Genomic DNA, 12,882 nt, shown 5'->3' on the forward strand with positions numbered 1-12,882 from the left:
ACCTAGGCACGGCGTTCCCAACGGTCCGGCCGGGCATGATCCGGAAGGTAACCCGGCGCCATGGTGCCCGCTGGGTAGGGCTCAAGCCGGTAGTCGAAGTGGCCGGCATATACGAGGACCAGGCCGATCTGCGGCTGGATCACCTTGACCTGGATCCGGTGCCGGCCCTCCTCCGGCTCCCACCACTGCTCGGCGTAGGCCTTGGCGTCCAGGGCGTCCGGCAGCGGAATCCGCAGCGGCCCCAGGAGCAACCGTGAGGCCTCGGAAACGCCGCGCAGCCTGCCCTCGGGCGTGACGCTGAGGTTGAGGTCGGTGACCAGCCGGCGGTAGCGGCCGACGTAATCGACCAGCCGCGGAGCGCCTCCGGAGGAGTCCACGCTGGTGGTGTCGGAGAAAATCCTGGTGGTCTGCGGGAAGTGGATTTCCCGCCGGGCGGTGAGGCTGGAGCGGCCGAACGGATCCAGGTGGGCATGGTTCTCGATCCGGAACCTGATCCCCTCGCCGTACTCCGGGAAGAACGCCTGTTCACCGGTCGCCAGCCGCAGCAGCGGCCGCAGCCAGCGCTGCCGGCAGCCGACGACGTCGAAAACGCCGTCGCCCACGCCGTAGTGCCCCGAGCCGGGGGCGAGCGAAAAGTACTCCTGCAGTTCGGGCTGCAACCGGGAGAAATCCGGGCCGAGGCCTTGCCTGTAAATGGGTTCGTAGCCGGTCACGGCATCCTCCTTGGGGTCACAGCCGTCCCGCGGCCTTCAAACGAATGTACGCGTCCGCCAGCGCCGGCGGCAGTTCCAGCGGTTCGGCGTCGACCACTTCGACGCCGGCGTGGCGCAGCTGGGCGCTGACCGCCTCGCGTTCCAGCAGGGCCCGTTCGGCCGCCGCGGCACGGAAGACACCGCTGGCACTTGTTCGCTCGCGGAGCATTTCGCCGAGCATGGGATCGCGGACCGCGGCCACCACCACCACGTGCTGCCGGGCGAGCTGGGCGGCCATCGGCAGCAGCCCCTCTTCGGGAGCGCCGCCGTCCAGCGCGGTAAGCAGCACCACCAGGGAGCGGTGCGCGGAAACGGAACGGACCTGGGCAGGAATCTGTGACCAGTCGAGTTCGATGAGTTCGGCGTCCAGCGGAACCATGGCCTGGACCAGCCGCCCCAACAAGTTGCCCTTGGCCGCCGATCCTGCCCGCGCCCGGAGACGGCGGTCGAAGGCGAGGAAGTCGACGCGGTCGCCGCCCCGCTCGGCGAGGACAGCCAGCAGCAGTGCCGCCTCGATGCCGGTGTCGAGCCGCGGCTCGTCGGCGATCCGGGCCGCCGCCGTGCGCGAGGTGTCCAGCACGATGACGACGCGGCGGTCGCGCTCCGGCCGCCAGGTGCGGACCACGACGGCGGACCGGCGGGCCGTGGCACGCCAGTCGATGGATCGCACGTCGTCGCCGCGGACGTAATCGCGCAGCGAGTCGAATTCGGTGCCGGCACCACGGATCTGGACCGCGGCCCTGCCGTCGAGCTCCCGCAGTTGGCGCAGCTTGGACGGCAGGTGCCGGCGCGCATGGAACGGCGGGAGCACCCGGAGGGCGCCGGGACAGGGCAGCGTGCGCTGCCTCGCGGCAAGGCCCAGTGGGCCGAAGGCGCGGATCGTGACATGTGCGGCGCCCAGTTCACCGCGACGCGTGGGCTGCAGCGTGACGGTCATCCGGCGGCGCTCTCCGGCCGGCACGAGTAGGCGCTGGCTCGGGTTCTGCGCACCGGCAGAGGGCTGCCAGGCGTCCCGAACCAGGCCCCGCAGGGTGCGGCGGCCGGTGTTGGCCACCGTCAGCACGGATTCAGCCGACCCCGTGAGCGGGACGCTGCCGGGGTCGTTGCGCTGCACCGAGACCTGCCGAAGCGGTGCCGCGAGGCCCAGGTCAAGCAGCGCCGCGGCGGCGAGCAGCAGGAGCACCGCCGTGGCGGACGCCCAGCCGGGCAGGAGCACTGCGGGGATCAGGCCAAGAACCGCCAGCAGCACGAAGCGTCCGGAAATCGCCATGGCTCAGCGCGGGACGGGCACGGACGCGAGGATGCTGCCCAGCACGCCGTCGACCTGCACGCCGTCCATCTCCGCCTCGGGGCGCAGGGCCACCCGGTGCCGCAGGCAGGGCAGGGCGAGGGCCTTGACATCGTCCGGGGTGACGAAGCGGCGGCCGGAGAGCCACGCCCAGGCACGGGAGCCGTTCAGCAGGGCCGCGGCGCCGCGCGGCGAGACGCCCAGCTGGAACGACGGCGCCGAACGGGTGGCCCGGACGACGTCGACGATGTAGGCCAGGACTTCGGGACCGATCTCGACGGCGGCCACGGCCTGGCGTGCCTGCTCCAGCTCGGCGGGACCTGCGACGGGTCGGACGCCGGCGGCGGCCAGGTTACGGGGATCGAAGCCGGCCGCGTGCCGCCGGATCACCTCGATTTCGTCCTCCCGGCCGGGCAGCGGCATGGTCAGCTTGAGCAGGAACCGGTCCAGTTGCGCCTCCGGCAGCGGATACGTCCCCTCGTACTCCACCGGGTTCTGCGTGGCGGCCACAATGAAGGGCGCGGGAAGCTGGCGCGAGACGCCGTCGACCGAGACCTGCCGCTCCTCCATGGCTTCCAGGAGCGAGGCCTGCGTCTTGGGCGGGGTCCGGTTGATCTCGTCCGCGAGCAGGATATTGGTGAAGACGGGCCCCTCGCGGAAGCTGAACTCCGAGGTGTGGGAATCGTAGATGAGCGAGCCAGTGACATCGCCGGGCATCAGGTCCGGGGTGAACTGAATCCGCTTGGTGTCGAGGCTGAGGGCGGCGGAGAGGCTGCGCACCAGCAGGGTTTTGGCCACGCCGGGGACCCCTTCGATCAACACGTGTCCCCGGGACAGCAAGGCGATCAGCATCCCGGTGACGGTGGCGTCCTGCCCGACGACCGCCTTGGCGACCTCCTGGCGGACGTCCAGCAGCGCCTGGCGGACGGGATCCCGGTCCGGGGCGTCCCAGTAGCCGTCGGTACCCACCGGCCGCTGCTGCCCCTGCGGCGGTTCCTGATGCTGATGCGCTGCCTGCTGTGGGGCGGGGCGGGGCGCCGGCCAGGGGGCAGCCGTGCTCGTTGCTGCTGAGCCGGTGGAGTCGCTGGGCTGATCGTTCATCGGGCGTGTACCTCTTTCTCTAGTCTTTCCAGCTGTTGGGCCCAGCGCACGAGCTCGGCTTCGCCGCGGGGTACGGCGTCGAGGACGCCGGAGATACTTTCCGCTGTCCGGTCCAGGTGCCGGGCGGCGGCATCGATGATGGCCGCTGCCCCTGCGTCCGGTCCCAGTCGGAGGGTCCTGGCCAGCCGCACCAGCGCGCCGGAGCGGAGGACTTCGGCGGCGCGCTCCACGGCTCGGGCGTCGTGATACAGGCGGGCCCGCCCTTCCGCGGTCTCCACCGCCTTCACCACCACGGGTAGGGGTTCGAAGACCAGCGGGCCGAGCCTGCGTCCGCGCCAGAAGATTGCGAGCAGGGCGACGAAAGCCAGCCAGGGTCCGAGGACGTGGGTCCATGGCGCGGCCAGCTCATCGAGGGTCACCGGTTTCTTCGCAGCCGGCACATCGGCGATCCCGGGCAGGTACCAGACCAGCCGCTGCTCGGCACCAAGGGTGCGCAGCACCAGTGCGGCGTTCCCTTGCTCGGCCAGGGCCCCGTTGCTGAGGATTTCGGTGCTGCCGAGGACCACGGTCCGGCCGTCGTCGCTGACGGCGTAGAGGCCGCCCCCGCCGTCACCCGGGGCGTAGCAGACGACTTCTCCGCTGTAGAGGTAGCCGTGCGCGGCCGAGACCGTGCCGGCCGCGGTGGGGTCGGGAACGGGGCAAGCCGGTGCGAGTTCCTCGGTACCGTCCCGCACCACTCCGGCTTGCTCGACTCCGCCGCCCACGGCCTGAAGCGTGTTCAGCCGGGGCGTGACCACCACCATCCGGTCCGCGGCGCCGTCCAGGAACCGCAGCTGGTCGTGGCCCAAGTACCCGTTGGGGTCGTAGAGCAGCACCGTGCTGCGCTCGCCGGCCCGGCGGGCGTCCTCAAGCGCCTTGATGGTCGGATCGAAGGAATCGAGCTGCTGTACGGCGACGCCATGCCGGCCCAGGATTTCCGCCGCGGCGCGTGCTCCCTCCGGGGCAGGATTGCGGATGGACAGCGGGCTCCGGTCGCCGCGGGGCTGCAGCTGGAGCGCCGTGGTGAGGACGAGGGCGGCGACAAAGACGAAGCCCAGGATGGCCCAGGTGCGGTGCCGGCGGATCCAGCTGGGCACCGCCGTTGCGGTGTTCACAGCGGCCTGACGAAGGCGTTCGGGTTCGTGCCCCGGTAATCGGGAGTGGTGCCGGCCAGCGACGCGTCGAGCCGGACGATTTCGTCGTAGTCCTCGGCTCCTGCGTTCGCGCCGCCGTAACGGACGGCGTCAAAGGTGAGCGCCGCGTCTTCCAAGTCGCGGGCGTACGGTCCAAAGGCCCGGCCGAGCAGGCCGGCCACCTCGCCGGCGGTCCGGCCGGGTTGCGGGTCCAGCACGGAGCGCTCCTCCGCCGCGCGCACCAGGGCGCGGAACTGTTCGACGACGGCGGCGGACCAGTCGCCGCTGGCCGCCGCGGCGGCGGCCCGTTCGCGGTGCTCCTCGGGACTGAGTGCAGATTCGGCGTCGAACACGTCCTTCTCGGCGGGCCGCCGGGCGTTGAGCCGCGGACGCACCACCAGGATGGCCACGGCGATGATGACGGCGGCGATGATGAGCAGCAAAGGGACGGCGTAACCGCCGTCGGCGCCGGCGGTACCGTCCCCGGACAGCGAGCGCAGCCAACGCCCGAACTCGGCAAGCGCCTTGTCCAGCCAGCTGGGATCGGCGTCCCGGTAGGGTGCCTTGGCGAGCTCCTCCGCCGCCCAGCGCCGGGCTTCTTCCCGGTCAGGCAATACCGGAGGTTCCGGCTGCAACCGCGCGGACAGAACGGCCGCGGCACGCTCAGCGGCGAAGACGGAACCGACCGTCACCTTCGGACCGGGGGAGGGCCGTAGGGAGGCTGCTGCCAGGCGGAAGTGTCGCCGAGGAGGGCAGCGGGAGCCCGGCCCGGGACCCCGTCCGGATCACTTCCGGTCTCCAGTTGCCGCAACAAGGTCAGATCGAGGCCGTCTTTGCGCATCCGCAGGTCCAGGTAGAGCAGTGCAACCGTCGAGGTCTGGAAGGCATAGCCGACGGCGCCCACGAGCGCGATGACCACAGTGCCCGCGACCGTGACCAGGATCCTGACCGCCTGGGACCCACCCTCGCCTCCTTGGGCGAAAACTGTGGCCCCGAGAGCCTGGCCCACCAGGCTGACCGGAATGAGGAGGATCTGGGTCATCACCCCGACGAGGACGCCCACCACCAGGGTGACACCAAAGATGCGCCACCAGTTCCTGCCGGTGAGCTGCCATGAACGGCGCAGTCCGGCGAAAGTACCGATCTCCTCCACCACGATCGCGGCCGGCGCGACCATGAACCGGATGCCGACCCAGAGCAGCACTATGGCCAGGCCGAAGAACAGGAGTACCAGGACCAGCACGGCGGAGCGGCCCATGGTCGCCAGCAGGGCGAAAGCAGCCAGCACCGCTACGGCGACGACGGCGGCCGCGCCCAGGATCAGCAGGCCGGCGAGTCCCAGCAGGGCACCGGTCCGGGAGCGCGAGAGCACCCACATCCTGCGGAACCCGGTCCGCCGGTTCAGCAGCTCGCGGGCCACGGGAACCGCCATTGCACCCTGCATGACCGTCGAAATCAGAATCGCCACGAGCGATATGAGGGCACCTACGGTGGCCACGGTGCCGAAGGCAAGCGCCGCGGCCTGCGACGTGCGCAGTTCCGCCAGCCACGGCGCGGCCGAACCTCCGAAGAGGGCGCCGGTCTGGGCCAGGGCCGAGGTGACCGAGCCCAGTGCCTGGGCGATCACGCCCGCCCCGAGCATGGCGGCGGGGTTGCGCCTGACGGTCCGGAAGGCGCCGTCCAGGATCTCGCCGAACATGAGGGGACGCAACGGCACGATGCCCGGCTTAGGCGGGGCGACGTAGCGCGGCTGGCCGTAGGGGGAGGGGCTCTGGGGGCCGGAAAAACGGGCATCCTGGTGCTGCGCACCCCACTGCGGCTGCTGCCCCCAGGCGGGTTGTTGGGCCGGCGACTGCTGCCCCCACTGGGGCTGCTGCCCCCAGATCGGCTGTTGGGCCGGCGGGTTGGTGCCCCACTGGGGTTGCTGCCCCCAAGCGGGTTGTTGGGCCGGCGGGTTGGTGCCCCACTGCGACGGGCCGGTCCATTGCGACGGGCCGCCAGGTTCCTGCTCAGACAAGCTTTTCCTCCCCAAGAAATTGCCCACCGGATGCACGCGAACGGGACCCGTAAGCCCTGCTGCCCGCGCCCCCGGCGTGTGTCCGGGCCAGGCTTGCCCCCAGCCTATAGTTTCGTCGGCTGGCCGCAAGCATTCGGGCCGAGTCACGGCACGAAATTAGCGGCCGGGCCGCCCCGGGCGCTGCAGCAGCCACAGGCGCCCCCGCCATGCCGGTGACTGCCCGAATACGACAAAGCCATTTCAATAGGGGAATATATAAGCTATGAAGGCACGGATTTTGGTAGTGGACGATGACGAGGCGCTGGCCGAGATGATCGGTATTGTGCTGCGCAACGACGGCTTCGACCCCGTCTTCTGCGCGGACGGGGGCCAGGCCCTGGAGGTCTTCCGCGCCTCCAAGCCGGATCTCGTGCTGCTGGACCTGATGCTCCCCGGCATGGACGGCATTGAAGTGTGCCGCCAGATCCGCGGCGAGTCCGACGTCCCGATCGTCATGCTGACGGCAAAGTCCGACACCTCCGACGTGGTCCGCGGCCTCGAATCCGGCGCCGACGACTACGTCCCCAAACCCTTCAAGCCCGCCGAACTCGTGGCCCGGGTGCGCGCCCGGCTGCGTCCCGGCGACCAGAAAGCCCCGGAGACGCTGCGCATCGCGGACGTCACGATCGACGTCGCCGGCCACGTGGTCAGCCGCAACAGCGAACGGATCTCCTTGACCCCGCTGGAATTCGACCTGCTGGTCGCGCTGGCGCGCAAGCCGTGGCAGGTCTTTACCCGGGAACTGCTGCTGGAGCAGGTCTGGGGCTACCGCCACGCGGCGGACACCCGCCTGGTCAACGTCCACGTCCAGCGGCTGCGCTCGAAGATCGAACGTGATCCGGAAGCCCCTGAAGTTGTATTGACGGTCCGTGGTGTCGGCTACAAAGCAGGTTCCTGAGCCGTCGGACGGCCAGCCCGGGCCTGCCCCGGAGACAGCTGCCCCGGAGACCGATCCCCGCCTCGACCTCCCTGAGGCTGCCGCCGCGCCGGCCGAGGACGCAGCGGAGCCAGCCCCGGAGCCCGCCGCTCCTGGCGGCTCCGCGCCTGAAACCGGCAGCGCGCCGTCGTCGCTCCACGGACAGCCGGCGCTGTTCCGGGCCCGCATCTGGGCCCGCCGCGCCCGGATCGTCACCGCCCGCGTCGCCCGGCTGGTCCGGACCGGCGTGTCCCGGCTCCTGCCCGCGTCCAGGTACCTGCTGCGCGCCCTGCACCGCCGCTGGCGGAGGTCCCTGCAGTTCCGCACCGTGCTGACCACGCTGATGCTGGCGATCGGTTCCTTCGCCGTCGTCGGCGCGTATCTCTCGAACCAGATCGCCAACAACCTCTTCCAGGAGCGGCTGACGCAGGCAGAGTCGGAGACCCGCTACAACGTTAAGCAGGTCCAGGACACGTTCGACGGCGCGCAGGTCACCGACCAGTCGAGCGTCATCACCCTCGTCTACGACACCCTGAACGCCGTCGAAGGCCGCGGTTCGGTAATCCAGCGGCGCTACGTCTTCGAAGCCATGCCGGAACAGACCAAGCCCCGCAACCGGTGGGTCGAGTCGCGGGCCTCAGACCAGCTCACGATCAGTGTCATTCCGCCCGACCTGCGCAAGGCGGTGCAGGACTCCGGCAAGGACCAGTTCTGGGCCTCCACGGAATTCCCGGTGGGAACCGAGGACCGTCCCGGCATCGCGGTCGGCAACAAGGTGACGTTCAACGGCACCGTGTATGAGCTGTACCTGATCTACGACCTCAATACGGCGCAGAAGACCCTCGACGAGATCCAGAACGTCCTGCTGGCCGGCGCCGCCGCCCTCGCGCTCATGATCGGCGCCGTGGCCTGGTACGTCACGCGCAACGTCGTCAGCCCCGTCAGCCACGCCGCCGTCGTCTCCGAAAAGCTGGCCGCCGGACAGCTGCAGGAGCGCATGGTGGTCAAGGGCGAAGACGAAGTGGCCCGGCTCGGCGCGTCCTTCAACCACATGGCCGCGAGCCTGCAGGAGCAGATCACGCAGCTGGCCACCCTGTCCCAGATGCAGCAGCGTTTCGTCTCCGATGTCTCGCACGAGCTCCGCACCCCCCTGACCACGGTCCGGATGGCCGCGGAGGTTCTCTACGACGCCCGGGACGATTTCGACCCGATCAACAAGCGGTCCGCGGAGTTGCTCTACAACCAGGTGGAGCGTTTCCAGTCCCTCCTGGCCGACCTCTTGGAAATCTCCCGGTTCGACGCCGGCGTCGCCATGCTCGACGCCGAACCGACCGACATCGTCCAGCTCATCTCGCATGTGATCGAGGGGGTGGCCCCCGTGGCCGCCGAGTACGGTTCCGAAGTGACGCTGAACGCCCCCGCGGGAAGCATTGTCGTCGACATGGACGACCGGCGGATCGACCGGATCCTGCGCAACCTGGTCCTGAACGCGCTTGAGCACGGCGAAGGCCGGCCGGTGAATATCTCGGTGGCGGCAAACGACACCGCCGTGGCCGTGGCCGTCCGGGACCACGGAATCGGCATGACGGCCGCCGAAGCGGCACGCGTGTTCGACCGCTTCTGGCGGGCCGATCCGGCCCGTGCCCGCACCACCGGCGGCAGCGGCCTGGGATTGTCCATCGCGACCGAGGACACCAAGCTGCACAACGGCTGGCTGCAGGCCTGGGGCGAAAAGGGGAGGGGCTCCAACTTCCGCCTGACGCTGCCGCTGCGCCAGGGCGAATCGATCACGAGGTCACCGCTCCAGCTGGAACCGGCCGACGTCGGTCCTGCCGGCGTTGTACGTGAGCGGACCATGCTGCTGCTGGAGCCGGCGGTCACGGAGCCCCGTCCGGCGCCGTCCGACTCCGAGGCAACGAAGGAGCAGCCATGAGCGGCGCCGGAAAACTGAAGGCCCTCACCGGGGCGCTGCTGGCGCTGCTCCTGGTCCTGCTGACCTCGTGCGCCCAGATCCCGCGCTCCGGCCCGGTGGGCAAAAGCACCGACGAGAGCGCGGGAAAGCCCAACAACGCGCCGGTCTTCTTCCCCGTGGCCCCACGGGCAGGGGCGGGCCCGGAGGCAGTGATCGAGGACTTCTACCTCGCGGGCAGCGGCTACGAGGACGACTACGCCGTGGCCCGGCAGTACCTCACCCAGGCCTCGTCGGTGAAGTGGAAGCCGGACCAGCGCGTGCTGGTCTTCCGTTCGGCCCGCGTGGTGCGCACCGCCGTCGAGAACGTCTACAACTACGAACTTGACCTGGCCTACTCGGTTGACGCCGACGGCATCGCCACGCCGCTGCCGGAAGGTTCCAAGGAGAGCATCCCCGCGACGCTGACCAAGGTCGACGGCGAATGGAGGATCTCGGAAATCCCGGATGGAACCGCCATCCCGGAGGAGACCTTCAAAGTCATCTACGGCGCTTACCCCATCTACTTCTACGACCCCACCTTCACCTACGCGGTGCCGGACATGCGCTGGTTCATCAAGAAGAAAACCGTCAAAGCCATGACCAGCGCCCTGCTCGGCGGCCCGGCCCCCTACCTCAAAGGCGCCGTCGTCAGCGCATTCCCCTCGGGCATGAAGCTGGCCCGCGAGTCGGTGCCCGTGGTCTCCGGCGCCGCGCAGGTGGACCTGACGGCCAAGGAACTCGTGGACGCGTCCAACGAAGACCGGCTGCGCATGCAGACCCAGCTGGCGCTGACCTTCCGCAGCCAGCCGGACGTGATCAACGTGGAGCTGCGCGCAAACCAGGACCTGGTCCGGGTCGAAGACGACGGGTCCGTGCTGCCGCCGGTGCGGGACAAGGACGTGCCCGCGCACCAGATCGCCGTCAGCAACAACGACCTGGTCCGCTACGAGAACAACAAGCTGAGCCCGCTGCCGGACATCCAGTCCGTCAGGGCGCTGGCGCCACGTGCGCCCGCCGAATCGCCGGTATCCCAGGCGGCGGCGTTCCTCAACGCCGGCGGCACCACGCTGTACTCGATCCTGCCGGGCCAGCCCGCCCGCGCCCTCACCACGCGGGCTGCCCTCGCGCGGCCGTCCTTCGACCGCTACGACTGGGTCTGGACCGCCGGGCCGGGCAGCAAGGGGGCCACCGAAGTCATCGCCCACCATCCCTCGGGGACCGCGGCGGGAGCGAACGTGCCTGCGGCGACCATGACCCCGCCCTGGCTCGCGGGACGCACGGTCAAGGAATTCCGGGTCTCGCGCGAAGGCACCCGTGCGCTGGTCATCTCGGAGCTGAACGGTAAAACCAGCGTCCAGATCACCGGCATCATCCGCACCGGAGACGGCACGCCCCGGGACCTCACCGCGCCGATCACCCTGCTGCCGGCGCGCGCCCCGGACCGGGGCGTCTGGGTCAGCGACACGACCGTGGCCGTGATGAAGGGGTCGGTGAACGACAACGTCACACCCGAGCTGCTGTCCCTGACCTCCGGAGCGCCGCAGCAGCTGGCGCCCTGGCCGGGGCTCACCGCGCTGAGCGCAGGCAACGGACCGGCCGAGATCTATGGCCAGTCCACGGAGGGTATCTTCCAGCGCCTCGGCAACGGCTGGTCGCCGCAACTCAAGGGAGCCATCGACCCGTCGTTCCCGGGCTGAGCCCAGCCGAAAGGTTGTCCACATAGCGGCCGGGATGACTTCCACCCCGGGACGGCATCGGCCAGCCTGGAAGGGTGAACAAACGCCCGCGCCCAGGCCCGCACCCAGGCCTGCATCCACCTGCGCATCTGCGCACCGACCGCGCCATAGACCCGGACCTTGCCCCGGTGCTTACCGGAGCAAGGCACCGTGGCCGGTACCGGCGCTGGACGGAGCGGACCGCGGAAGGTGCCGCCGCAGCTGCCGCGGAGCTGCTGGCGCTGGCAGTGCCGGTGGAATGCGTCTGCTGCGGCGCCGAGGACCGGACACTGTGCGCCGGCTGTGCCCAGCGGCTCCGCCGGCTAACGAGTCGGCCGTTCCGGGCCGAAGCGCGGGCTCCTGCCCTTGTGGACATGGACGGCTCCGTCCTGCTGCCGGTTGTGGCGGCCGGCGCCTACCGGGGCGAGCTGGCGCAGTCTGTGCTGTCCTTCAAACGGCACGGCCAGCGTCAGCTGGCGGAGGAACTGGCCACGGCACTCGTCCAAGCCATCAGCGCTGCGTCCGGCCGGTCGGAGCCACTGCTCCTGGTGCCCGTCCCCACTAGCGGTGCGGCTTTCCGTCGCCGCGGGTTCAGCCCCGTTCACCTCCTGCTCACGCGGGCCCGGCGGAATCCTCGCCTGGCCGGAGCCGACGTCGCTGACGTCCTCCGCCAAACACGGCCCGGCCGCAACGGTCGATGGGGCCTGCCGGGGCTGGCTGGCGGCGCGTCCGGCGGCCAGAAAGGTTTGGGCCGGGCGGCACGGGCCGGCCGGGTACGCGGCTCCATGCGGATCAAGGGCGGAGCGCCTCCGAGGGAGCTGGACAGCCGGCCCTGCCTCATCGTGGACGACGTGCTCACCACCGGCGCCACGCTGGCCGAAGCGGCCCGCGCGCTGCGGGCCGCGGGAGGCCAGGTCCGCGGTGCGGTGGTGCTCGCGGCGACACGCCCGCCCACGCGGAATGACTTTGCCGCGTCAATCCCCGGGCTGGCGCGGAACCCTGGCGATGAGGAAAAAAATAAACCAAAAAAAGATGAATAACAGGGGTCCATGAACTAACGTCGAACGTGGGTACCAAGAATAGATGTACCTGTCGATAGCGGCTCGGAAAGGGGCTCGACTGTCCGTCAGATCAGCCCCGGGAAGTGCCGCCGTCGTGTCACCGAAGTCATTTGGAGGGCACCATGGAGTTCATGATCAGCGGTCGTAATTTGACGGTCTCGGACCGGTTCCGCGAATACGCCGACGAAAAGATCTCGAAGATCGCATCACTGGGGGACAAGGTCCAGAGGGTGGACGCCAAGGTTACCAAGGAGACCAAGGCCCGGCAGACCGCAGAACTGCTCACTGTCGAGCTGACCGTCCTGGGCCGAGGCCCCGTGATCCGTGCCGAAGCCAGCGCCGCTGACAAATTTGCCGCGTTTGATCTGGCCTACAACAAGCTTCTTGAACGGTTGCGCCGCGCCAAGGACCGCAAGAAGGTCCACCACGGCCGGCACACCCCGAAGTCCGTCACCGAGGCGACGGCCACCCTCGAACCGGCCAGCACCAGCGAGCCGATCTATGAGGAAGCGAGCCACCCGCCGCAGCCCGCGTCCGCGGAGAAGTCGCCCTACGAGGTGGAAAACGACATCCCGGCCGGGGACTCGCCGGTGCTGATCCGCCGCAAGGTCTTCCCCGCGGCCTCCTTGACGCTCGACGACGCCGTCGACAACATGGAACTCGTGGGCCACGACTTCTACCTGTTCGTGGACAAGGAAACGAAGGCACCGTCTGTCGTCTACCGCCGTGAAGGCTGGACCTACGGCGTGATCAGCCTGGACCAGACCTGCGAACCGGGCGCGGCTCCACTGGAAGAAAAGATCATCGCCTATCGTTCAGAGGATGAGCCTGCCAGCGCCTGAGCTGGTGACCATCCGATGAAGGGACTGA

Annotated in this window: 11 protein-coding genes; 5 read left to right on the plus strand and 6 right to left on the minus strand. The window is 69.7% G+C overall.

What is annotated here, in order from left to right; all coding sequences use genetic code 11:
• Positions 1–2 precede the first annotated feature (2 nt).
• The 6 genes from AC1DNC_RS13890 to AC1DNC_RS13915 all read right to left on the minus strand — a co-directional run bounded on the left by AC1DNC_RS13890 (position 3) and on the right by AC1DNC_RS13915 (position 6,330).
• Entirely contained in the window at positions 3–713 is a 711-nt protein-coding gene (locus tag AC1DNC_RS13890) for a DUF4166 domain-containing protein (protein WP_476863113.1), read from the minus strand.
• 16 nt (positions 714–729) lie between these two features.
• Positions 730–2,022 (minus strand): DUF58 domain-containing protein, encoded by a 1,293-nt coding sequence (locus AC1DNC_RS13895; RefSeq protein ID WP_476863114.1) that lies wholly within the window; start codon positions 2,020–2,022, stop codon positions 730–732.
• Between the two features lie 3 nt (positions 2,023–2,025).
• Positions 2,026–3,141, minus strand: a complete 1,116-nt coding sequence (locus tag AC1DNC_RS13900) for an AAA family ATPase (RefSeq protein ID WP_476863115.1) — start codon at positions 3,139–3,141, stop codon at positions 2,026–2,028.
• On the minus strand, positions 3,138–4,295 hold the full coding sequence (locus AC1DNC_RS13905; protein WP_476863116.1) for a DUF4350 domain-containing protein: 1,158 nt from the start codon (positions 4,293–4,295) through the stop codon (positions 3,138–3,140). Before AC1DNC_RS13905 ends, AC1DNC_RS13900 begins: the two co-directional genes overlap by 4 nt.
• Entirely contained in the window at positions 4,292–4,927 is a 636-nt protein-coding gene (locus AC1DNC_RS13910) for a DUF4129 domain-containing protein (protein WP_476863117.1), read from the minus strand. Before AC1DNC_RS13910 ends, AC1DNC_RS13905 begins: the two co-directional genes overlap by 4 nt.
• Positions 4,928–5,001: 74 nt before the next feature.
• Positions 5,002–6,330 carry a DUF7847 domain-containing protein gene (locus AC1DNC_RS13915; RefSeq protein WP_476863118.1) on the minus strand — a complete coding sequence of 443 codons (1,329 nt, stop codon included), beginning with the start codon at positions 6,328–6,330 and terminating at the stop codon, positions 5,002–5,004.
• A 262-nt stretch (positions 6,331–6,592) separates the two neighbouring features.
• Here AC1DNC_RS13915 and mtrA point away from each other — a divergent pair, with 262 nt between their 5' ends.
• The 5 genes from mtrA (at position 6,593) to hpf (ending at position 12,854) form a co-directional block, all read left to right on the plus strand.
• Complete coding sequence (mtrA, locus tag AC1DNC_RS13920) at positions 6,593–7,267, plus strand: MtrAB system response regulator MtrA (RefSeq protein WP_476863119.1); 675 nt, start codon at positions 6,593–6,595, stop codon at positions 7,265–7,267.
• A 190-nt stretch (positions 7,268–7,457) separates the two neighbouring features.
• A complete protein-coding gene (mtrB, locus tag AC1DNC_RS13925; RefSeq protein ID WP_476863214.1) occupies positions 7,458–9,218 on the plus strand; it encodes an MtrAB system histidine kinase MtrB in 1,761 nt (586 codons plus the stop codon).
• Entirely contained in the window at positions 9,215–10,933 is a 1,719-nt protein-coding gene (locus tag AC1DNC_RS13930; RefSeq protein ID WP_476863120.1) for an LpqB family beta-propeller domain-containing protein, read from the plus strand. The genes mtrB and AC1DNC_RS13930 overlap by 4 nt, the downstream gene beginning before the upstream one ends.
• A 167-nt stretch (positions 10,934–11,100) precedes the next feature.
• The gene (locus AC1DNC_RS13935; protein ID WP_476863121.1) at positions 11,101–11,991 is read left to right on the plus strand and encodes a ComF family protein; all 891 of its coding nucleotides are present in this window, start codon (positions 11,101–11,103) and stop codon (positions 11,989–11,991) included.
• Between the two features lie 143 nt (positions 11,992–12,134).
• Positions 12,135–12,854, plus strand: a complete 720-nt coding sequence (hpf, locus tag AC1DNC_RS13940) for a ribosome hibernation-promoting factor, HPF/YfiA family (protein ID WP_476863122.1) — start codon at positions 12,135–12,137, stop codon at positions 12,852–12,854.
• Positions 12,855–12,882: the final 28 nt, after the last annotated feature.

The organism is Arthrobacter sp. 01N442 (assembly GCF_056399345.1).

What these genes read in the sequence shown, in the direction of transcription:
- AC1DNC_RS13930 (WP_476863120.1), top strand. Translation starts at nt 9,215, where the DNA reads ATGAGCGGCGCCGGAAAACTGAAGGCCCTCACCGGGGCGCTGCTGGCG.
- AC1DNC_RS13900 (WP_476863115.1), bottom strand. Translation starts at nt 3,141, where the DNA reads ATGAACGATCAGCCCAGCGACTCCACCGGCTCAGCAGCAACGAGCACG.
- mtrA (WP_476863119.1), top strand. Translation starts at nt 6,593, where the DNA reads ATGAAGGCACGGATTTTGGTAGTGGACGATGACGAGGCGCTGGCCGAG.
- hpf (WP_476863122.1), top strand. Translation starts at nt 12,135, where the DNA reads ATGGAGTTCATGATCAGCGGTCGTAATTTGACGGTCTCGGACCGGTTC.
- AC1DNC_RS13895 (WP_476863114.1), bottom strand. Translation starts at nt 2,022, where the DNA reads ATGGCGATTTCCGGACGCTTCGTGCTGCTGGCGGTTCTTGGCCTGATC.